This is a genomic window from Sediminibacillus dalangtanensis, from assembly GCF_017792025.1.
In the GTDB taxonomy this organism is placed as follows: domain Bacteria; phylum Bacillota; class Bacilli; order Bacillales; family Amphibacillaceae; genus Sediminibacillus; species Sediminibacillus dalangtanensis.
This window is the reverse complement of sequence record NZ_CP046956.1, coordinates 199,701-222,546: the sequence shown is the minus strand read 5'-3', so window position 1 is coordinate 222,546 and position 22,846 is coordinate 199,701. Positions and strand designations below refer to the sequence as shown.

Annotated in this window: 19 protein-coding genes and 1 riboswitch; of the genes, 7 read left to right on the top strand and 12 right to left on the bottom strand. The window is 45.1% G+C overall.

The features are described from left to right. Positions 1-2: 2 nt before the first annotated feature. The 4 genes from carB to ERJ70_RS01195 form a co-directional block, all read right to left on the bottom strand. On the bottom strand, positions 3-3,248 hold the full coding sequence (carB, locus tag ERJ70_RS01210; RefSeq protein ID WP_209366585.1) for a carbamoyl-phosphate synthase (glutamine-hydrolyzing) large subunit: 3,246 nt from the start codon (positions 3,246-3,248) through the stop codon (positions 3-5). Further along, positions 3,241-4,344: a carbamoyl phosphate synthase small subunit gene (locus ERJ70_RS01205; RefSeq protein ID WP_209366584.1), complete on the bottom strand. Its 1,104-nt coding sequence runs from the start codon at positions 4,342-4,344 to the stop codon at positions 3,241-3,243. The genes carB and ERJ70_RS01205 overlap by 8 nt, the downstream gene beginning before the upstream one ends. Before the next feature lie 130 nt (positions 4,345-4,474). Beyond that, positions 4,475-5,893, bottom strand: coding sequence for an argininosuccinate lyase (gene argH, locus ERJ70_RS01200; protein WP_209366583.1), 1,419 nt, complete (start codon positions 5,891-5,893; stop codon positions 4,475-4,477). Next, positions 5,890-7,149, bottom strand: a complete 1,260-nt coding sequence (locus tag ERJ70_RS01195) for an argininosuccinate synthase (protein ID WP_209366582.1) — start codon at positions 7,147-7,149, stop codon at positions 5,890-5,892. Before ERJ70_RS01195 ends, argH begins: the two co-directional genes overlap by 4 nt. A 425-nt stretch (positions 7,150-7,574) precedes the next feature. Between ERJ70_RS01195 and ERJ70_RS01190 the strand changes: the two genes are divergently transcribed. The 7 genes from ERJ70_RS01190 to ERJ70_RS01160 all read left to right on the top strand — a co-directional run bounded on the left by ERJ70_RS01190 (position 7,575) and on the right by ERJ70_RS01160 (position 13,984). Further along, positions 7,575-8,507, top strand: a complete 933-nt coding sequence (locus ERJ70_RS01190; protein ID WP_209366581.1) for a DUF4349 domain-containing protein — start codon at positions 7,575-7,577, stop codon at positions 8,505-8,507. A gap of 62 nt (positions 8,508-8,569) precedes the next feature. Continuing rightward, positions 8,570-8,681, top strand: a riboswitch (TPP riboswitch). A gap of 175 nt (positions 8,682-8,856) precedes the next feature. Beyond that, positions 8,857-9,867: an ABC transporter substrate-binding protein gene (locus ERJ70_RS01185; RefSeq protein WP_209366580.1), complete on the top strand. Its 1,011-nt coding sequence runs from the start codon at positions 8,857-8,859 to the stop codon at positions 9,865-9,867. Next, complete coding sequence (locus ERJ70_RS01180; RefSeq protein ID WP_209366579.1) at positions 9,860-10,153, top strand: thiamine-binding protein; 294 nt, start codon at positions 9,860-9,862, stop codon at positions 10,151-10,153. Before ERJ70_RS01185 ends, ERJ70_RS01180 begins: the two co-directional genes overlap by 8 nt. Next, positions 10,150-10,917 (top strand): ABC transporter permease, encoded by a 768-nt coding sequence (locus ERJ70_RS01175; protein ID WP_209366578.1) that lies wholly within the window; start codon positions 10,150-10,152, stop codon positions 10,915-10,917. The genes ERJ70_RS01180 and ERJ70_RS01175 overlap by 4 nt, the downstream gene beginning before the upstream one ends. Beyond that, complete coding sequence (locus tag ERJ70_RS01170; protein ID WP_209366577.1) at positions 10,910-11,647, top strand: ABC transporter ATP-binding protein; 738 nt, start codon at positions 10,910-10,912, stop codon at positions 11,645-11,647. Before ERJ70_RS01175 ends, ERJ70_RS01170 begins: the two co-directional genes overlap by 8 nt. Next, positions 11,605-12,417 (top strand): TatD family hydrolase, encoded by an 813-nt coding sequence (locus ERJ70_RS01165; RefSeq protein ID WP_245208087.1) that lies wholly within the window; start codon positions 11,605-11,607, stop codon positions 12,415-12,417. Before ERJ70_RS01170 ends, ERJ70_RS01165 begins: the two co-directional genes overlap by 43 nt. Before the next feature lie 442 nt (positions 12,418-12,859). After that, complete coding sequence (locus tag ERJ70_RS01160) at positions 12,860-13,984, top strand: MBL fold metallo-hydrolase (RefSeq protein WP_209366576.1); 1,125 nt, start codon at positions 12,860-12,862, stop codon at positions 13,982-13,984. A gap of 125 nt (positions 13,985-14,109) precedes the next feature. Here ERJ70_RS01160 and ERJ70_RS01155 read toward each other — a convergent pair whose 3' ends face one another. From ERJ70_RS01155 to arfA, 8 genes are all read right to left on the bottom strand, one after another. Beyond that, the gene (locus tag ERJ70_RS01155) at positions 14,110-15,288 is read right to left on the bottom strand and encodes a pyridoxal phosphate-dependent aminotransferase (protein ID WP_209366575.1); all 1,179 of its coding nucleotides are present in this window, start codon (positions 15,286-15,288) and stop codon (positions 14,110-14,112) included. Positions 15,289-15,436: 148 nt separating this feature from the next. After that, positions 15,437-15,664, bottom strand: coding sequence for a DUF6171 family protein (locus tag ERJ70_RS19945; protein ID WP_245208086.1), 228 nt, complete (start codon positions 15,662-15,664; stop codon positions 15,437-15,439). A gap of 7 nt (positions 15,665-15,671) precedes the next feature. Next, complete coding sequence (locus tag ERJ70_RS01150; RefSeq protein WP_209366574.1) at positions 15,672-16,907, bottom strand: sn-glycerol-1-phosphate dehydrogenase; 1,236 nt, start codon at positions 16,905-16,907, stop codon at positions 15,672-15,674. 38 nt (positions 16,908-16,945) lie between these two features. Next, a complete protein-coding gene (locus ERJ70_RS01145; protein ID WP_209366573.1) occupies positions 16,946-18,430 on the bottom strand; it encodes an alpha-N-arabinofuranosidase in 1,485 nt (494 codons plus the stop codon). An 87-nt stretch (positions 18,431-18,517) separates the two neighbouring features. Next, positions 18,518-19,144: a YesL family protein gene (locus ERJ70_RS01140; RefSeq protein ID WP_209366572.1), complete on the bottom strand. Its 627-nt coding sequence runs from the start codon at positions 19,142-19,144 to the stop codon at positions 18,518-18,520. Between the two features lie 71 nt (positions 19,145-19,215). Further along, a complete protein-coding gene (locus tag ERJ70_RS01135; protein ID WP_209366571.1) occupies positions 19,216-20,061 on the bottom strand; it encodes a carbohydrate ABC transporter permease in 846 nt (281 codons plus the stop codon). Beyond that, positions 20,062-21,009 (bottom strand): carbohydrate ABC transporter permease, encoded by a 948-nt coding sequence (locus ERJ70_RS01130; protein WP_209366570.1) that lies wholly within the window; start codon positions 21,007-21,009, stop codon positions 20,062-20,064. It lies immediately after the preceding gene. A 70-nt stretch (positions 21,010-21,079) separates the two neighbouring features. Beyond that, positions 21,080-22,573, bottom strand: a complete 1,494-nt coding sequence (arfA, locus tag ERJ70_RS01125; protein ID WP_209369075.1) for an arabinosylfuranosidase ArfA — start codon at positions 22,571-22,573, stop codon at positions 21,080-21,082. Positions 22,574-22,846 lie beyond the last annotated feature (273 nt).

Sequence of the window (22,846 nt, the reverse complement as noted above, 5' to 3'; positions counted from 1 at the left end):
CTTCACACACGCTCCTTTGCTTTGTTTAACCCTTCGCTCATCAACAAATATTGATTCATTGCATAGGGTTGTTCTTTTATTTGAGTGGAGGCTTTCAAGTAAGCCGTCAACGTTTCCACAGAAGTAATGCATAAAGTATCGGTTTTTAAGGCATCTTCTCTAAGTTGCATGTGATCATCCGTTCCAGAACCATGCAGTAGATCACCTACCAATGCAAAAGCATTGTCCAGACATCTCTGTCCGGCCTCGGCAAGGGATAAAACCTGACTAACAGCAATATCCCAGCTCTCAAGGGCATCAGCAGTAGCTTGGTCAGCCCAGATTTCCACCGGCAGTTTCTCCAGCAGGGCAACTAACTCTGCAGGTAGTTTGCCGAAATCCTTTCCAAAGGACAAATATATTGGCTGATTGCCATCCAGTTCCAGCAGGTTGTTTTCTTTCCATCCGAATGCCTTGGCCATTGCTGATTCCACCGTCATTCCCAAACCTATCGCTTCCCCGGTGGACTTCATCTCCGGACCGAGAAACGGATCGACGCCTGGCAGCTTGTTGGTCGAGAAAACCGGAACCTTTACAGCATAGTAGCCGACGGGCTCATGAAGACCGGTATTCCATTCCGTCTCTGCTAGGGATTCTCCCATTTGCACCCGAGTAGCCAAATCGACAAGCGGGACACCGGTAACCTTGCTGGCAATCGGTACTGTCCGGGAAGCCCGGGGATTAACCTCCAGTACATAAAGGTCCTGTCTGTCTTCGCTGATGACAAATTGAATGTTGATGATTCCCTTTAAATCCAGTTCTGTCGAAATCTTTTTTGTGTATTGCGCAATTGTATTGCGCTGTTGGTCCGTCAGGCCTGGTGCCGGAAATACGGCCGTACTGTCCCCGGAATGGACACCGGCTTTTTCGATGTGTTCAAAAATCCCAGGAATCAGGACGTCTTCTCCGTCACATACCGCATCCACTTCCACCTCATAACCGGAGATGAAACGGTCGATCAACAGCGGGAATATCCGCGAATCGGATGCTTCCTGTTTCAAGCTGTTCATGTAGCTGATCAACTGCTCATGGTTCTGGATGACGACCATGCCGCGGCCACCGATCACATAAGAAGGACGAAGCAAAACCGGATAACCGATTCGTTCTGCTATTTCCTCTGCATCCTTCGTATCCATCACTGTTTCACCCGGAATATGCGGAATCGCCAGCCGTTTTAATAAACGGTAAAATTGATCGCGATCTTCAACGGCTTCAATTGCAGCCAGCGAGGTGCCGCAAACTGGCATGCCTGCTTTGCTTAGCCCATCTGCCAAGTTCACGGCAGTTTGGCCGCCAAATTGTACGAGCACTCCATCTGCCTCTTCTTTTTCCAGGACATGCAGAACATCTTCCTTTGTCAATGGTTCAAAATAAAGGTGGTCTGCTGTATTAAAGTCGGTGCTAACTGTTTCCGGGTTGTTATTGATGACGATTGCCTTTATGTCCTGTGCCTGTAACGACATGGCGGCATGAACCGAGCAATAATCAAATTCCACTCCCTGCCCGATGCGGATCGGACCAGAACCAAGTACCACAATTTTCTTATCGCCTTTGATTGGTTCTACTTCATCGCTTTCCTTCCACGAGCTATAAAAGTAAGGCGTCTCTGCTGAAAATTCTGCGGCACATGTATCGACCATTTTATAAGCCGGAGTTAACCCGAGTTCTTTGCAACGTTGATGAACCTCCTGCTGGCTGATCTGGTAAATATCCGCCAACAGCCGATCAGAATATCCATAATATTTAAGCCTGCTCAATTCCTGCTTATCAAGGGATTGCCAGCTTTTACTGCGAAGCTCGGTTTCCGTCTCGACCATCACTGCCATTTCACTTAAAAAGTATTTATTGATTTCCGTTAATTGATGTATTTTTTCTACAGAGTATCCGCGGCGAAAAGCCTCTGCTATGATGAATAGCCGCTCATCTGTCGCATGGACAAGCGCTTGCTCGATTACAGCGTCATCCAGTTCGGCATGTGCCGGCCAGCTCAGGTACTCCGTTCCGATTTCGAGCGAGCGGACGGCCTTGTTCAAGGCAGCTGGAAAATTGCGGGCAAGTGCCATGACTTCCCCTGTTGCCTTCATCTGCGTACCAAGCAGCCGGTCTGCACCTGTGAACTTATCAAACGGCCAGCGTGGAATTTTAACGGCAATATAGTCGATTGCAGGTTCAAAACTTGCATAAGTATGACCGGTGATCGGGTTGATCACTTCATCCAGTTGATAGCCCAATGCCAGCTTGGCAGCAATGCGGGCAATCGGATAACCAGTTGCCTTTGATGCAAGGGCACTGGAGCGGCTGACTCGCGGATTCACCTCGATGATGACGTACTCGTCACTATCGGGATTGAGGGCAAACTGGATGTTGCAGCCCCCGACGACCCCTAATTCCCGGATTACTTTGCACGAAGTGGAACGAAGCAACTGATACTGCCGGTCATTAAGCGTTTGAGAAGGTGCAACAACGATGCTGTCGCCGGTATGAACACCGACTGGGTCGATATTCTCCATATTGCAGACAATAATGCATGTATCATTAGCGTCGCGCATCACCTCATACTCGACTTCCTTCCAGCCTTTCACACTTTGGTCGACTTGGACTTGGCCGATTGGACTGGCATGCAGGCCATTACGGACGATTGCCTTAAGCTCTGCTTCATTGTTGGCGATTCCTCCGCCTCCGCCTCCCAACGTATAGGCGGGCCGGATGATCATCGGGTAACCGGCTATACTCGCGAAATGAACAGCTTCTTCTACCGAACTGGTGGTGATGCTTTCGGGAACAGGTTCACCGATAGCCGTCATCATCGATTTGAAAATTTCTCGGTCTTCTCCCTTTTGGATGGTATCAAGCGGCGTTCCCAACAGTTCGACCCCGTATTTTTCCAATGCACCGGATTCGGACAAAGCAACTGCCAGATTCAAGCCTGTCTGTCCGCCCAGTGTCGGCAAAATACCGTCCGGTCTTTCCTTTTCGATAATCGCCGTCAAAGAAGCACAAGTCAGCGGTTCTAAATATACCTGATCTGCAATGTTATGATCCGTCATGATCGTGGCAGGGTTGTTGTTGACTAGCACCACTTCGATTCCTTCCTCTTTTAATGCAAGGCAAGCTTGTGTACCCGCATAATCAAACTCTGCAGCCTGGCCGATGACAATCGGACCCGAACCGATGACCAAAACTTTATGGATGTGTGAAAACTTAGGCATGCTGCTTCTCTCCCTTGCTCGGTATCATCTGTAAATATTCTCGGAAAATCGAATACGTATCAACCGGGCCTGGATGTGCTTCCGGATGGAATTGGACGGTCAGGACAGGCTTGTGACGATGAATCAATCCTTCAACTGATCGATCATTGACATTGATATGGGATACTTCCCACTCGGTCAGGGAAATCGAGTTTTCATCCACTACATACCCGTGATTTTGCGAAGTGATGAATACCTTCCCTGTTAGCAAATCCTTCACCGGGTGATTGCTCCCCCGATGGCCATATGGCAGACGTTCTGTCTTCCCTCCATATGCGAGAGCCACCAGCTGGTGTCCTAAGCAAATGCCCAAGGTTGGATAGGTCTCAGTGATTTGTTTGATGTTATTGCCTAATCCGGCCAAGTCCTCCGGATTTCCAGGTCCGTTGGATAACACAACTCCGTCAGGCTTCAGGTTGTGCAGTACTGCCGGATCGGTGTCATAGGGCACGACTGTCACGTTACAGCCAAGCTCCGTCAAGGTATGTGTAATGGAGTGTTTATAACCGTAATCATACAAGACAATATGTTTGGTCTTCTGGCCGGAGAAAGCAGGCATTGGTTTTGCCAAGATCTCGATCATATTGTTAACGGAAACCTGTTTGACAATCTCCGGATCTACTTTCCGATCTTCCGGCAGATCTTCCGGTTGCGTTGTGATTTTTCCATATACTTCCCCATGTTCACGGATAATCTTGGTCAATGCCCTGGTGTCCATATCATACAAAGTCGGCACCTTATACTGCTCCACCATTTCTTTTACAGTGTACTTTGCCTGATAATGTTCAGGTGTACGGCAGGCACTAGAGATAATCAGTCCTGCCAGTGCCGGTTTGATACTTTCGTGATCTATTTCATTCACTCCATAGTTGCCAATAAGCGGATACGTCATGGTGACAATCTGTCCGGCATAGGAAGGGTCTGTCATCACTTCCTGATAACCCGTCATTGCCGTGTTAAATACTAATTCCCCTTCAACGGCAATTTCTGTTCCCAGCCATTTTCCTTCCAACACGTCCCCAGTGCTCAATACAAGATAGCCTGGTGTTTCAATCATTGTTCCACTCCTCTCGCGGCTCTTTGATATTTATTCGTAAATAAGAATATTTATACATTTAAAATGGAAAATGCGGCCTGCTCTCATTTTCTCTGGAGCAAGCCGTCACCTCAACCCTTTCTGAAAGAAGCTATTGGTAGCTGATCAACTGTTTATGCTGCTCAATCCATTCCAAACTCAATTGGAAAAGTTGTTTTGCAGAAGCAATCTGTTCCTCCACCCTGTTTTGCGCAGTACCTCCAGCTACATTCCTTGCGTCCACAACTGCCTTTGGCGTCAACACCTCATAGATATCTTCCTCAATCAAAGAAGAAAACTGCTGGAATTCCTCCAAGGACAAATCCAATAGAAATTTCTGTTGATTAATAGCGTACAGAACAGCCTGCCCGACAACAGCATGGGATTCCCGGAAGGCCATTCCTTTTCCCACTAAATAATCCGCCAGGTCCGTCGCATTGGAGTAATCCTTCGCAACCGCCTGGTACATATTGTCTGCCTTTACTTCCATGGTTTCGATCATTGGGGCGAACAGCGCTAGTGCCCCCTTTAACGTTTCCACCGTGTCGAACATTCCTTCTTTGTCTTCCTGCATATCCTTGTTATAAGCAAGCGGCAGTCCTTTCAAAGTCGTCAGCATTCCCATCAAATGTCCATAGACTCGACCCGTTTTGCCCCGGACAAGCTCCGCGACATCCGGATTTTTCTTTTGCGGCATCATGCTGCTTCCTGTACAAAATGCATCATCCAGCTCGATAAAGTTGAATTCAGCACTAGACCATTGGACAAGCTCCTCACAAAGTCTGGACAAATGCGTGGATACCAGGGAGGCATTGGCCAAAAACTCGACGACAAAATCCCGGTCACTTACCGCATCGAGGCTGTTTTCGCAAATTCCTTCAAATCGCAGTTTGTCGGCTACGTATTGCCGGTCGATCGGAAATGTTGTCCCAGCCAGCGCTCCTGCACCAAGCGGCGACTGATTAACTCGTTTCCAGCTGTCAGATAGCCGTTCGATGTCCCGTTGAAACATAAATACATACGCCATCATATGGTGGGCAAACAAAACAGGTTGGGCACGCTGCAAATGGGTGTACCCGGGAAGCACTGTTTCCAAATGGCCCTCGGCCTGTTTGTGCAATGCCCTTTGCAGATCCAACAGTAACTGGCTGATCGTCACCACGGCTTCCCGTAAATACAACCGCATATCCAAAGCGACTTGGTCATTCCGGCTCCGGCCGGTATGAAGTTTTCCACCGACAGAGCCTATCTCCTCGATCAACAGTTTCTCTATATTCATATGAATGTCTTCGTTTTCTTCACTGAGGACTGCCTCACCCGCTGCTATTTTATCCCCTACGGCTTTCAAGCCAGCTGTAATGGCGTCTGCATCTTCTTCCGATACGATGCCGCAAACCTTCAACATTTCCACATGGGCAAGGCTCCCTTGTATATCGTAGACTGCCAGTTTTTGATCAAAATGAATAGATGCTGTATATTCATCGACTAATTCATTTGTCGGCTTGGTGAACCGTCCGCCCCATAGTTTCATTGTTTAACAGCTTCCTTTACATCGACGACAACATTTTCAATCGCCTCATCTGTTACAGCATTGGTCTGATTGACTGCGGCATGGACCTTTGTAGGAAGACCCCAAAGCTTGATAAAGCCAAGAGCTGCTTCATGATCAAAAGAATCCTCTGGTTTATAGGTTGCCAAATCAAAATCATAAAGCGATTGTGCCGATTCCCGGCCGATGACTTGTGCATGACCTTTGTACAGCTTGACCTTGACCGTTCCGGACACATGGGTCTGCGTTTGTTCAATAAACGCCTGTAATGCTTTTGTCAATGGAGAATACCATAAACCATCGTAGACGGTTTGTGCCAGCTTCTGTTCCACCGTCGGCTTGAATTGAGCCACTTCACGAGGAAGGGTCAATGCTTCCAATTCCTGGTGTGCCGAGATCAATGTCAGAGCAGCCGGCGCCTCATAGATTTCGCGTGATTTAATACCGACCAAACGATTTTCCACATGGTCGATCCGTCCGACACCATGCTTCCCGGCGATTTGATTCAATTTCAGGATGAGCTGAGAAAACTCCATGGCTTCTCCATCAAGTGATACAGGTTTTCCTTGCTCGAAGGTGATTTGGACGACCTGAGGCTTGTCGGGCGCATCGACCGGGTCTGTTGTTAAATCGTAAGCGCCTTTAGGTGCTTCCGCCCAAGGATCTTCCAAAATGCCGCATTCATTGCTTCTTCCCCATAAATTCTGGTCAACACTGTACGGATTATCGATATCAACCGGAACAGGAATCCCATTTTCTTCAGCATAAGCAATTTCCTCATCCCTTGACATCGCCCATTCACGTACTGGTGCTACAATTTTCAAATCCGGGTTCAAGGCGGTAAATGCCACATCGAATCTTACTTGGTCGTTACCCTTCCCCGTACAGCCATGGGCTACAGCCACAGCACCTTCCTTTTCCGCAATCCCGACAAGGACTTTGGCGATCAAAGGTCTGGACAACGCTGAAATCAAGGGGTATTTGCTTTCATACAATAGGTTGGCTTGCAAGGCCGGAAGTACGTATTCATCTGCAAAGAGTGATTTCGCGTCCACCACATATGATTTGATCGCTCCAACATCGAGCGCTTTATTCTTAACAAACTCTAGGTCCTTCCCTTCTCCAACATCCAAAGCGACTGCAATCACATCGAAGTTATATTTATCCTGAAGCCATTTGATGGCGACAGAAGTATCAAGACCACCTGAATATGCCAAAACAATCTTTTCTTTTTTCATTTGATTAACGCTCCCCTTCTGCTTGTTATCTATTAATAGTTTGATCATGTTTAGTTTGTATGAATTATTATGCACTATTAGGTATATTAATTCAACAATAAAAACTCATTTTTTTAGGAAAAAGTGAATTATCCTGTAAATCTATTAATAATACACTCTTTTTTTCGGTGACATTTTTCCATGCCATCTATTTATAATGTAATTTATGATGGGCGGACACAGTTGTGATTCTTGCCCACCGCCCATTTTCCATCACGCCGGTCGAAAACACTGCCGTCAATTGATTTCTGGTTCTCCTTTGTTCTCCTCCTCTAAAAATGCATGAATTTATACATATTCATTCATACCCATGCAAAAAAGGAAAGCTAGTTGTAACTTTCACGGCTTACCGACGTCTACCTAAAAAACTAAAGGGTGGTCAAAACATGAAAAAGCGGTATTTCCATTTATTCTCAGTCTGTTTATTCCTGCTTTTGGCAGCTTGCAGCAACGACTCCAAGGAAAGTGCCGACATGCCCATGGAGATGGACAGCGCTGAAACAGAAAGCAGTCAAGACAATGCAGCTTTAAGCGACAAGATGGCGGAGGAAAACGGAGAAGAGGGAGCCCAACAGGAAGAGGAAAAAGCAGTCGAGAAAGCAAGTCAAGCAAACCGGAAAGTGATTTACCACGCAAATTTGCGGATTGAAGTAAAAGATTACCAGCAGACTTTGGAAAATATTCAATCACAAGTGACAGAAGCCGGCGGTTATGTGGTTGAATCGAGTACCTATCAAAACCCTGAAGATGACCGTACCGAGGGACATATCACCGCAAGGATTCCTCAAGAACAATTCCAGCCGTTCATCGATTTTGTCAAAGAGGGCAGCAGCAAAGTATTGGAAAACAATGTTTCCGGACAGGATGTCACCGAAGAATACGTCGACCTGCAATCCCGCCTCAAGTCCAAGCAGGCTGTCGAAAAAAGGTTGATGGCTTTTATGGAGGAAGCAGAGAAAACCGAAGATTTGCTGAAAATATCCGAAGACTTAGCCGGTGTACAAGAAGAGATTGAGACGATCACTGGAAGAATCAACTATCTGGAAAATAAAACGGACTTGGCCACTGTTGATATTAACCTTCAGGAGAATGATGTGCGGATCTCCGGCAGCAGTGGGGAATCCACTACCTGGCAAAAGACAAAGGAACAGTTTGTCAAAAGTATCGATCTTCTCTTATCTTTCTTTTCAGGATTGATCGTGTTTCTATTTGGTAACCTGCCGATACTGCTGTTGCTGGGCGTTCTGGTATTTTTGGGGATTTTCATCGCACGTAAAGCAGTCCAGAAAACGAAGCAGCGGGATAAAACGGAAAACTAGCTCTTGAAAAAATCAGCAGGCTGTGGCAAGGTTATAGTGTAATCAAGACAATTAAATGAATCACTTTCATGTAGGGGGACCAGTTGCTGCTGGTTGAGATTGTATCCGTCAAGATACTGACCCTTGGAACCTGATCTGGCTGACACCAGCGTAGGGAACATATTTGAACGGTAGTATGCGATAATATGCACCCTGGGTATGGCCTATGGTGCATTTTTTTATTGCCCTTCAATGGCTAACCTTCAACAGAACCGTAAGCAATTTTCGTGGCAGTTCACACGGTTCCTGTTCCCTATTTCAGTCCTGCATCGTCTAAGTGTTTCATCATTAACCGCTAGGAGGAAATAGGATGAAAAAGTTACTAATTTTACTTACCGCCCTGCTGCTGTTGGCAGCTGGCTGCAGTAGCGAAGAGAACTCCGGTTCACAAGAAAAGGACGCATTAAAGAAAGTGTCCCTCGTGCTGGATTGGACGCCTAATACAAACCACACTGGCATATATGCTGCTCAGGAAAAGGGATATTTCAAGGAAGAAGGGCTCGATGTGGAAATTCTGATGCCCGGAGAAGCAGGGGCAGATCAATTAGTCGCATCTGGGAAAGCAGATTTTGGAATAGGCGCCCAGGAAGCCTTGACGGAAGCCCGTGTACAAGATATACCGATTGTTTCGATTGCTGCCATTATTCAGCATAATACTTCCGGTTTTGCTTCACCAAAAGAAAAAGGAATCACTTCGCCAAAAGATTTTGAAGGAAAAACGTATGGCGGTTGGGGTGCACCCGTGGAGAAAGCGGTGATCGATTCCCTAATGAAGCAGGAAAATGCCGATGTAGAAAAAGTCGATATCGTCAATATGGGAGATACTGACTTCTTTACAGCAGTCGAGCGTGATATTGACTTCGCCTGGATTTATTACGGCTGGACCGGCGTTGAAGCAGAGCTTCGCGGGAAAGAGTTGAATATGCAGTACCTGACAGACTACTCCGAAAAACTGGACTACTATACACCTGTACTCACGACAAGTGAACAGAAAATCGCCGATGAGCCAGAGACCGTCGAAGCCTTCGTAGCTGCCGTTTCCAAAGGTTATCAGTTTGCAGCGGATCAGCCAGATGAAGCCGCCGACATTCTCATTGATGCGGTTCCAGATTTGGACGCCGAACTGGTTAAAGCGAGTCAGCAATGGTTGTCTCCGAAATATCAGGATGATGCACCCCGATGGGGCGAACAACAACAGCAAGTCTGGGAAAACTATGCCGACTGGATGTATGACAATGGCCTGCTCGATCATGAGTTAGAAGCCGAAAAAGCTTTCACCAACAAATTTTTACCGGACGGAGGAGAAGAAAACAATGAGTGATTCACTGGTAAGTATTCAAATTATCCCAAAAACCAAAAACGGCGAAGATGTCATTCCTTATGTAGATGAAGCAATCGCGGTAATCGAGGAATCCGGGGTACGTTATCAGGTAAACCCGCTGGAAACGACGATGGAGGGAGATTTAACCGAGCTGTTTGCTGTTATCGAAAAAATGAACAAACGGATGATCGAGCTGGGGAGCCTTAATGTCATTTCCCAAGTAAAAATTCTTTACCAGCCCGACGGCGCTTCCATGGATAAACTGACGGAGAAATACCGTAAATGAAACAATTAAAGACAGGATGGCGCCCGGTTATAGCCATCCTGCTTTTATTGGTGATTTGGGAGACAGCAGGCAGAGCTGCGGAAATACCCTCCTGGCTGCTGCCGACACCGTCACAAATATGGCAGGAGGCAGTCGCAGGATGGGGGGATTACAAGCTGCATTTGTTCTCGACTATCAAGCTGACCCTGATCGGATTTCTCCTTGGTACCAGTATCGGGATTACAGCTTCTGTCTGTCTGCATTTGCTTCCTAAACTGAGAGAAACTGTTTATCCGTTGATGATTCTCTCGCAAAACATTCCAATCATCGTCCTTGCCCCGTTGTTGGTTATCTGGTTCGGATTCGGCATTCTTCCCAAGCTGATCATCATTACGTTGGTCTGCTTTTTTCCGATTGCCGTTGCTACATTGGATGGTTTCCGTCAAACAAGTCCGGAGCTGCTCCATTACTTAAAAATGGCCGGGGCAGACAAACGGCAAATATTTTGGAAACTGGAATGGCCTACCGCCCTTCCATCGTTGTTTTCCGGCCTTAAGATTTCCGCTACCTACAGCGTAATGGGAGCCGTGATATCCGAGTGGCTCGGTGCACAACAAGGAATCGGAGTGTACATGACCTTAGCATCTTCATCGTTCAGGACCGATAGGGTTTTTGTCGCGATCTTTTTTATCATGGTGTTGTGCCTTCTTTTTTTTGTCGTCATTATCACCATAGAAAAACGAGTCATCCGCTGGAAAAAGAAAGGGGCTGAACAGCATGGCTGAATTATCACTTATCGATATTTCCAAATCATTCGGTGGCAGACAAGTATTGGAGAACGTTTCCTTGTCTGTTTCTGATGCCGAATTTGTCTCGATTGTCGGTCCTTCCGGAAGCGGTAAAAGCACTTTGTTTCATTTGATTGGCGGATTGCTGGAACCGGATAGCGGCGACATTTACTTGGATGGCAAGCGGGTGAATGGAAAAAGAGGAGCAATCAGTTACATGCCGCAGTCCCCTTCTTTGCTGCCCTGGCGCACTGTCTTGGAGAATATCATGCTCGGCGTAGAAATCATAGGGGAGAAAAATCGGAGCGAAGCGATCAATATGATGGCAAAAGCTGGGCTGGCAGGATACGAAGATGCTTATCCTGATTACCTGTCAGGCGGGATGAAGCAGCGTGCTGCCTTTATACGCAGCATGTTGAGCCCTCAGCCGCTAATGTGTCTGGATGAACCTTTTTCGGCATTGGATGAGTTTACCCGATTGGACATGCAGCAATGGCTGCTTTCTATGTGGGAGGAGCACCGACGCTCCATCCTGTTTGTCACCCATAATATTGAAGAAGCACTATTCCTTTCGGACCGGGTAATTGTCTTATCCAGTGGTCCAGCCCGGGTAAAGGCAGATTTCACGATTCCTTTTCCCCGCCCGCGCAAGGAATCCATGGTTTTATCCCAAGATTTCTTAGAGTGGAAAAAAACAATTTACCAGGAACTGCGAGTGATGGCATGAAGCAAGTGATCGATGCCCATATACACCTTGATATGTACACAAATACACAACAGCGACAGTTGTTGCAGGAGCTGGACGAGTATCATATAGAGGGGTTGGTTGCAGTATCAAACCATCTTTCTTCGGCTAAACAGACATGGCAGCTTGCCAAAGTCGATAAGCGTATCCAACCTGCTTTTGGGTACCACCCCGAACAGCAGCTTCCGACAGCTGAAGAACTATATGAATTGGTAGGCTTTATGGAACAGCATCACACTGACATGAAAGCAGTAGGGGAGGTCGGCTTGCCTTACTACATGCGCAAAGAGGATCCGACAATAAGCATCGAACCCTATAAGCAACTATTAGAAACAATGATCATCCATGCAGGAAACTGGAATAAACCAGTGGTCTTACACGCTATATATGAAGATGCCCCAATTGTCTGTGAACTATTGGAAAAGCATTCAATTCGCCAAGCTCATTTTCACTGGTTTAAAGGGGACAAAAGCACCGTCCGACGTATAGTCGGAAACGGATATATGCTTTCCGTTACGCCAGACTGTTTGTATGAATCGGAAATACAGCGGTTGATTCGGCAAATTCCCCTCACTTCATTGATGGTTGAAACAGATGGGCCCTGGCCATTTGAAGGACCGTTCCATGGATTGATGACGCACCCGAAGATGATCCACGCCAGTGTTGCCAAAATCGCTGAATTGAAGCGACTTCCAGTTGAAGCGGTCTACCATCAGCTAGTTGCTAACACAAAAGATTTTTATCAGCTATGATAATTTATTTTAGACTTCCCCAGACTTCTTATATTGGTTCTACATCCTGCGCTACGGAAATACACTACGCTTTCCGCGGGCGGCTGGTGAGCCTCCTCGAGCTAACGCTCTCCGGGGTCTCCCCTAGGCCTTTCCTCCCGCGGGAGTCTACGTGTATTTCCTTCGCTGATAGAAGTCTGGTTCCACCAAAAATCCTATGGGCATTTTTCCGTGATAGTTGGTTAGAGTTCATCAGATAAGCTGAGAGCACTCTGTCACCTTTTTTCAGCTAGCTTCGGGCTGTGCCTTATTATTGAATCTCGAGAGCAGCCATCCCATATAATCTGAGACTGTATGGCTTTTTTTCGTTTCTTTACAACCAATCGGGGGTACTTGCATATATATTATCAACTGGAATCACAGTTTGTTATACTGGTTGAAAAAAGGAGGAGGAGATCGGAATATGGATCCATTGACTGTAAAAGAGCTTGCCAATCGTGTGTTACATCACGAGGATATTTTTATTTTGGATATCCGCAGGCGGGAAGATTACCAAGATTGGAAAATTGAAGGCAGGAACGTAGAAAGCATCAACATACCGCTGGCAGAAATAAAGACAGCTCCAGCTGAAACCAAGCAGCAGCTTCCCCAAGATCGTCCAGTCTACATCGTTTGCTACAGAGGCATATCCGCCCAGACAGCCACAGGTCTTCTGAAAAGAGAAGGCATGCATAACGTTACATACTTGATCGGCGGCATAACCGGCTGGGGAGAACATTTGGAACCGGTAAAGGCAGGAACTCTCGCAAGCGGAGGAAGTATTTATCAATTCATCCGGCTGGGAAAAGGCTGTCTGTCTTATATGATAGTCATCGATAATGAGGCCATGGTAATTGATCCGAGCCGATTTACGGAAGTTTATCAAGCCTTTGCAGACAAGCATGGGTGGACAATTAAGCATGTAGCCGACACCCATCTTCACGCAGATCATCTATCAGGAGGAAAGAATCTAGCGGAAGCTGCCGGGGCTATGTATTGGTTCCCGCCAGAAGATGATGAAGGGGCTTCGTTTGCTTATACTCCACTCGAAGATGGCATGCCCATTGCTTTGGGAGACAATCAGCAGGCTGTTACCATCTTAGCTTCCCCAGGTCATACATTGGGAAGTACAAGCTTCCTAGTGGATGAGGAGTATCTGCTGACGGGTGATACGCTATTTGTCCAATCGATCGGTCGACCGGATTTAGCAGGAAAAGCAGACGAGTGGGCGAAATATCTGCATAACACGTTGTATGATCGCTTCCCTTCTCTTTCTCAAGACTTGGTGGTACTGCCGACTCATTTCAGCAGCAGTGAGGAATTGACAAATAACGGCAAGGTCCTGAGTACATTACAAGCGTTATACACAAACAATCAGCGACTGAATGTTTCCCCGCAGGAACGGTTTATCGAATTGGTTACAGAAAACCTGCCGCCACAGCCAAACAGCTATCAGGAAATCAGGCAAGCTAATTTAGGTCTCGTCCAGCCTGAACCACAGCAGCAGCAGGTGATGGAAGCAGGCCCTAACCGCTGTGCGGTCAGCTGACTAATTGTAGAAGAGCACAAGCAGCTTCATCAACCAGTTCGGGGACCCCATTATGATAAAAAAATTAAGAGGCTGCCCTCATAAGTCATCAATCCAGATACTTATGGTGGCAGCCCTTTTCACTCCTACTTATCAAATAGCCCCAATGCCGCTATCCTATCTGCTGCTTCCTCCAAGCGTTCTTCCTTGTCCAACAAGCCAACACGTATATAGCCTGCGCCATTCTCCCCGAATCCGTTACCCGGTGCCACCGCCACATGGGCTTTTTCCAGTAATAAATCGGCAAAAGATTCAGAGGTGAAGCCATCTGGCACCGGCAGCCAGGCGAAGAAAGTTCCTTTCGGCTTTTCTACCTTCCAACCGATTTCATTTAATCGATCAATAAATCGATCTCTTCTATTTTGATAGGTTTGCACCAGTTGAGACACTGCTGTCTGGTCTCCAGTAAGCGCCTTGGCAGCGGCATGCTGAATTCCACCGAACAAGCTGACATACATATGGTCCTGCAACAGGTTGATGCTTTCGATTACCGAGCGGTTTCCGACTGCAAAAGCCACTCTCCAACCTGCCATGTTATAGGTTTTGGAAAGCGTATAAATTTCCACACCGACTTCCTTGGCACCCTCAGACTGGAGAAAGCTTTGCGGCTTCTCTCCGTCAAACCCCAGTGCCCCGTAAGCGAAATCGTGGATGACACACACATTATGCTTATTTGCCATCGCAATCGTTTCATCAAAAAAAGACTTGTCCGCTACAGCAGAAGTCGGGTTATTAGGATAATTCAAAAACAGCAGTTTGGCTCTTTCCCACTGTTCCGGATTAATGGATTGATAGTCTGGCAGAAATGCATTGCTTTTCAGTAATGGCATCAAGTACGTTTCAGCATTCGCCAAAGCGATACCCGACATGTAATCCGGGTAGCCGGGATCAGGGAGCAATGCGAGGTCCCCTGGATTAAGCAGGCATTGACTTAATTCTACAAGCCCTGTTTTTGCACCGAATAAAACAGCAACCTCCGAATCCGGATCCAGGTCTACATGGTATTCCCGTTTATAAAAATCTGCTGCAGCCTGCTTTAAAAACGAAAAGCCACGAAATGGCGAATATTTATGATAAGCCGGATTTTCCGCCGCGGCCTGCAATTCTTTTACAATGGCATCAGGTGTCGGCAAATCCGGGTTTCCCTGCCCCAAATTAATTACATCGTGTCCTTCTTCAACCAAGCCTTTCACTTTTGCCACTAGATTGGCAAAAAACTGATCAGGCAGTCTATTCAATAAATCCGATTGCTCAAAATTTTTCACACTGTGTCACACTCCCGATTGATCAATAAAATTATAGTATCTAATCATAGCTACTAACCTGGTATTTGTAAAGCTATGAACAATCTGTTTTTGAATTTACAAAAAAAGAAACCTATCCAATATAACGGATAAGGTTTCTTGCACGAGCTTACCATTTAGCGCCAGAAGGGTGAGGACAGCTTTTATCTTTTAATCTTGTCCGAAAGTGTATATAACATCCGCAGTGCATACAAGTTATATCACTTGACAATGACGGACAGTCCTTACAAATTTTCAGTCTGTCTTCATATTCGCTGTCACTTACTAAATTTGTTTCTAATTTCAGTTGTTCAGCGACAAGTTGTTTCACTTCATCAGTAGTATCCACTATCTGCATACAGCCTTTACAACTCATCCGGCCAACACATTTCCGATAAGGGGTAATTTAACGGTTCTTTTTTAATCATATTTATCAAGCGCAGGCCGGTCCAACGGTCCCTCAATTGGTAGGCCTCATTTAAGCTTTGCTCGACAAGCCGTTCCGGAATCCCTAATTCTCCTGGAACGCCAGGACCACCCACTTTTCGCAACAGTTGTATTATAGAAGAAGGATCAGGCAACGCTTCGATTGCTTTTTCAATGTAACTCCAATTTTTATATAGCTTTTCGATTTTGTCACTAATTGTCCCCTTGCCAGGGTCACCGGCTGGTTGATAGCAGGATGCAAATCGTTTATATAATTCAGTGACAATTGCTGTTGCTGCTCCCACTTTCGCTCCATGATAGATTTGCGGTTTATCCGATTTTAACAAATCCATTTCCCAGTAATGGGACAGATGATGTTCAGCCCCTGAGGCGGGACGGGAAAAATCCAATAAGAGCATGACCAATCCCGACTCTATGAGAGCTTCTGTCAATATCCGAACTCCCTCTTCATCCGCAGCGGCTATTTTTTCTACGTTTTCAACGCAAGTTACTAAAGATTTCCTGGTGATATCTGCAGCCAGTTTATTGTATGGCTCGCCGCCGACGAGTGCGGAGATTTCCCAATCCAACAAGGATGTATACTTTCCGATTATATCTCCAAACCCCGCAGCGGTCAGTTGTCGAGGCGCTGCTTTCAACACTGTTATATCAGCAAACACCGCAATAGGGAAAGCCGTTTGAATCGTTCTTTTCTCTCCGCGTAAAATCAATGGAGCTCCTTTGGATGTGAACCCGTCGACAGATGCAGCTGTCGGGACAGATAGAAAGGGTATGTTCATTTTGAAACCGACAAACCTAACAATATCATGAATTGTTCCTGATCCAACCGCAATCAATAATTCCGTTTTTGGTGGTGTTTCCAATAATAGCTGGACAATCGTTTGTTCATCAGCTATCACCTGGCCATGCCTATTCGGCCGAAGAAGGACTAATTTCGCGTCGACCCCTGTTTCAGTCAAAAGATTTTGCAGTTTTTCACCTGCAGCGTACTTTGTATTTTCATCGGCTACAAGTACAGTTTGTTTATACGTATTTTCCTTAACATAATCAGGAACCTGTTCTATCGCATAGCGGGACACCTGAATGTCCGGCAAGTCAATGGCTGTTCCGGAGACTTGGTCAGCTAGCTTGTATATGTTTTGTGAAATATTCATCCTACAGCTCCTTCTCACAAAATTTTCCACTCGTTCGGCTACTTGATCGTCAATGACACGATAGATTTAGAAGGAAGATCCACGTGCAGCATATCCTCATCCTGCTGAAACTGCGTAAACTCTTCTGGTTTAATAGAATCCGGTTGTTCAAATGTATTTCTGGCATTCGGTTCATTTGCTGTTAAAATTCTGCCGTTTACCTTTGCAAACGACATGCCGCGGACCGTAAGATGAAGGGGAGCTTGTTTCTCCTGATCTAAATTACAAAGTGTAACAAGTACTTCCCCTTCTTCCGATATGGAAGCAGAAGCACTTACTTGTTGGTATACCTGTTGATCTGAAGTTGCAATACTGTCTGAATTAAGGTTGATAGAAAGTTTTTCAGCATCTTGATGTTTCTTATACATGTCAAACACATGATAAGTCGGAGTAAGGATCATCTGTGCGCCTTCTGTTAACACCATTGCCTGTAAAACATTTACTGTCTGTGCTATATTGGCCATTTGTATCCTATCCTGGTGATTGTTAAAAATGTTTAACGTGACACCTGCTACCAGTGCGTCCCGAATTGTATTCTGCTGAAACAGATAACCTGGGTTTGTACCAGGCTCCACATCAAACCAGGTTCCCCACTCATCGATAATCAGGCCGATCCGTTTATCAGGATCGTATTTGTCCATGATTGTGCCATGTTTGGTAATTAGCTCCTCCATATACAAAGCCTTCCTTAACGTGGTATCCCACTCATCGGCCGTAAAATCTACAGCAGAACCCTTTCCTTTCCAGAAGTCGCCTGGAATGGTGTAATAATGCAGGCTAAGCCCATCCATAAATGGTGCAGCTTCTCTCATTAATACCTCTGTCCAATGGTAATCGTCTATGTTAGCGCCGCCGGCAATCTTAAATAGCTTGTTATCTCCATAATCCCGGGCATACGTTTGATAGCGGCGATACAGATCTGCATAATACTGGGGACGCATATTGCCACCGCAGCCCCAGTTCTCATTTCCGACACCAAAGAATTGTAGCTTCCACGGTTCCTCCCGCCCGTTCTGTCTGCGCCAGTCAGCCATAGGGGATTCCCCATCAAACGTCATGTATTCCACCCATTCCGCCATTTCCTGCACTGTGCCGCTGCCAACATTTCCGCAAATATATGGTTCCGCTCCAAGCATATCGCATAGCATCATAAACTCATGGGTACCGAAATGGTTGTTTTCAACCACACCGCCCCAGTGAGTATTGACCATTCGTTTCCGCTTCTCTCTCGGACCGACACCATCTTTCCAATGATACTCGTCAGCAAAACAGCCTCCAGGCCAGCGAAGCACCGGGATGTTTAAATTCTTCAATGCTTGCAGTACATCATTACGGATGCCATTCGTATTGGGGATTTCGGACTCTTCTCCAACCCAGATACCTTCATAAATACATCTCCCCAAATGTTCAGCAAAGTGCCCATAGATATTCTTGTTTATTTTTCCTTCCTTTAAGTCGGCATTGATAACCAGGCTATTACTCATAATAAGCCCCTCCTTTTACAAACAGATAAGTAAACAATTGCAAACGTATTTTTTAAATCACCGTTCTTTCTGCATAAGGTCGACTGTTTATTTGCCTGATAATTTGGCATCCAATTTCATCAGAATCGGCAGAGTCGGCCATAGCCAGGCCAAAGCGCCCAAACTAAACAGAAAGAAAGGGATGATCGATGGATAATCAACGGAAACGTATAGCAAGACGAACATTAATACGGCAACACTCACGGAAATGTGCAGTTTGGTAAGACCGATGATGAGTGCATTTTTTATGTATTGATAGACTTTTGTCTGGTAGTGAATCAGTAATGGAAACGACCAAATGACCACTAAGCTGTATAGAAATAAAACAAAGTAAAAGGCAAAAGGAATAACAAAAAACAACTCATCAGACGATGATGCGATCACTTGGTAGTTTAGATAGAGAAGCATCCCAAAAGCAGCAAGAATCCATCCAAGAACATTTGCATTTTTAAACTCGATCCGGAAAAATTGATCGAAAGTTTGCCAGGTTTTCAAATCCCTTTCCCCTCTCAACCATTTTCTAACGATTCCCATTGCGGCTGCTGTTGCTGGGAAAACCCCACCGATAATTAGTCCTTTAAACGTATACAAAATCCAAAGGAAATTAAGCAAAGCCAATTTCGTTATCCAGTTTAAGATTGTATCTAATGTCGTCACCACTGTTTTGGCGTTCACTTCAGGCACCTTCCTCCGTTTATTTCACAGACTATAGAGCTGGAAAATCGCAATCTCCCAATAGATATTTTTCATCCTTTTACGCCCCCGACGGTCAAGCCAGATATAAAGAAACGTTGAAAAACAATGAACAGGATGATAATCGGAATAATTGTCATAACAGAGCCCGCTATTAAGACATCGTAGTTATTACCATAAGGAGTAAGCAATGTGGCTAACCCGATTGGTAAGGTAAACATATCATTGGAACGGAGGACCAATAACGGCCACAAAAAGTTATTCCAACTGGCCAGTCCTTGTAAAATCGCCATGGCAGCTAGCGACGGTCCCATCAGCGGAAGCATGATTTTAAAGAAAATACCGTATTCGGTCGATCCGTCTATTCTCGCTGCATCCATCAATGCTTTCGGCAGCCCGAGTGCATACTGCCTAAAAAAGAAAACAGCGACTGGAGCCACAACCATAGGCAAAATAACAGCTAAATACGTATTGATTAATTGTGTACTGATCATTAACTGATATAGCGGCAGCATCAAAATCTCGAAAGGAACCATCAGGATGAATAACACCAGCACGAAAAAGAAATTCCTTCCTTTGAATTCATACATTGCCAAGGCGTAACCGACCATGGAAGAAAAGAACAACGAAAGGACGATCGTAAGAGCCGATATGACTAAACTATTTCCGTACCAAGACCAGTAACTGGCAGCCTCAGTAAAAATATATTGATAGTTATAGAAACTTAGTTGCTCCCAATCAATATTGAATGTTATCCCATTTCGCATTAGCACAGAAGAAGGCATAAAAGACGAAACCACCAGACTGATTATCGGAAATAAAGCGATAAAGCAAATGATACCCAAACCTATATTGGCAACCCATTTCCATAACGTTTTATTTTTTTGGTCCTTAGCCATTTACTCTTCCCCCTTTTTAAAGGTTCCTGTAAGCAGTAAATAAACAAAGCTTACCAGGAAAATAATCAGCATCAGAACAACCCCGACAGCAGCGCCGAAGCCCATGTCATTTTGCTGTATCCCCTGTTGATAGATATAGCCGACAACCGTTAAACCGATGTTTCCCGGAGAACCTGCTTCCCAAAAAACAAAGCTTTCCTCGAACATCCTGAATCCATTGATAATCGTAATCGTGCTGACAAAAATGATGATAGGCTTCAAATGGGGAATGGTGATAAACCGCAGCTTCTGAAAAGCAGATGCGCCATCAATATCGGCCGCTTCGTACAATTCATCAGATATATTTTGCAGTGCGGCCAGGAAATATAAAATGTTGACTCCTATCCAGCGCCAGGAAGCAAGCACTACCATTAGAAACATCCCTGCCCAAGCTGTAAATCTCCAGTTGACGGAATCTCCTCCAACAAAGTTGAGTATTTGGTTAGCAACTGCTGTGTCCTGTTCGCCAAACATCAACCGGAAAATCATACCGCCTACAATAGTAGAAGTAAGAGCCGGAACAAATAATGAAGCACGGAATAAAGTTTTCAATTTAACATACTTGGAATCCAGTAAAACGGCCAACAGCATCGGCAGAATCGTCAGGATCAACACTGTCAATACGACAAATATTGTTGTATTGGAAAGAGCCGTAAAGAACGTATCGTTAAATATCCGTGTATAATTTTGCATCCCAATAAACTCCACCTGTCCTGGCAATACACTTTGAAAACTCATGATTATTCCCTGAATAGCAGGATAAAGTGTAAGCACAAGGAACGTTAGGATAAAAGGGCTTACAAAAATGTATGGAACAACTTTTTTCGAGTTCAAAAATCGCAATAATTTATTTGGCTCTCTTCTAGTACGTGTCTCCGTTTTTGTATCAGCAGAAGAAATAGAAGACATCAGAACCCCTCCCTATTCATCGTTTTATTCTAAATATGGTCTGTTCGATCCGAACTCGTTCGGCATACAATCATACTTTCTTTTTGGCCAACCGAATCACATTCCAGGATGTCTTCGGTAAGTCAGCCTCCAGAATTCCTTCGCGTAAAACAGATTTTCCCTTGTTGTGCGGTTTTACTTCCTCCCGTTCTTTTGTGTTTACAGCCTTCAAATCATCATTTTCCAGTACAATGTGTTCTTTTAAGGCAAACCCTTCGAAACTTCGAAGATCCGCAGTTAACACAATGGAATCATGCAAATGCTTATTTACCATGAAAATCGTTACCTCGTCCTCTTTTTCATTCAGCACAGCAGCACTATCCACATATGGTATGTCCGTAAAATCCGCACTGTCATATTTAGGACTGTTCAGTATTGGCTTCAAAGAAATCCCTCTGCCGTACACAGAGGCATGGTAATATGGATAAAATATCGTCTGCTTCCACGCACGTCCATTGTTCTCCGTCATGATTGGAGCGATTACATTTACCAGTTGTGCAAGGCACGCCATTTTGACACGGTCTGCATGTTGTAAGAAAGTGATCAGCATGCTGCCCACTAATAATGCATCCTCGAAGTTATAGATGTCTTCCAACTGGGGAGGAGCTACAGACCAAGGCTCAATCAAATTGTCCGCCTCGTTGGAATGGTACCAGACATTCCACTCATCGAAGCTTAAGTTGATTGTTTTCTTGCTTCGATGCTTTGCTTTTATATAATCACAAGTTGAGATCACCGTTTTGATAAAGTTGTCCATATCCAGATTTTTGGCCAAATAGTTTGCCGTATCGTTTGATCTGTTTCCATAGTACTGATGTAAAGAAATGTAGTCTATTTGTTCATAAGCGAGATCCAGGGTAGTCGCTTCATACTCAGGGAACGTAGGCATGCTTGAATTGGAGCTTCCACATGCTACTAATTCAATGGTCGGATCGACTAGTTTCATTGCCTTTCCGGTTTCTTGTGCAATTCTTCCATATTCATAAGGTGTTTTTTGGCCGACCTGCCACGGACCGTCCATTTCGTTTCCTAAACACCAGGTTTTGATGTTATGTGGCTCTTTATAACCATGTTGCTTTCTTAATTCGCTCCAATACGTACCGCCAGGATGATTTGTGTATTCAATTAAATTCCTTGCTGCATCTACCCCGCGAGTACCGAGATTAACCGCCATCATTACTTCGGCATTTACCTTTGCAGCCCAATCAGCAAATTCATTGGTCCCCATTTCGTTCGTTTCAATCGTTCTCCAAGCTAACTCCAATCTCCGCGGGCGTTCTTTTCTAGGTCCCACACCATCTTCCCAATTATAGGCGGATACCATATTTCCCCCTGGATATCTTACAATGGGAACTTGTAGCTGCCTTACTAATTCCATTACATCCCGGCGAAATCCTTGTTCATCTGCTTCCGGATGACTAGGCTCATAGATTCCTCCGTAAACCGCACGTCCTAAATGTTCAATGAACGATCCATAAATCCGGTTATCTACCTTAGCGATTTGATAACTTTTATCCAGTATCATGCTTGCCTTCCATTTATCTGCCACTTTACTCACTCCTTTAACTGATCTTATCCATAGAGCGGGTGATGAAATGATTATCCCTCGTTCTGAATACGCTTCCAATAGTGTCTGCAAAAAGGAAGTTTGTTTGCGTATTATACGAACGTCTAATAAAAACATCACTATTATTTATAATATGTACGTATAAGTTATATAAAGTATACCTAAATGGATTGAATTTATCAACAGTTTTTTTACTTTTCAAATAAAAGGTGAGGGTTTTCGTCAATGTTT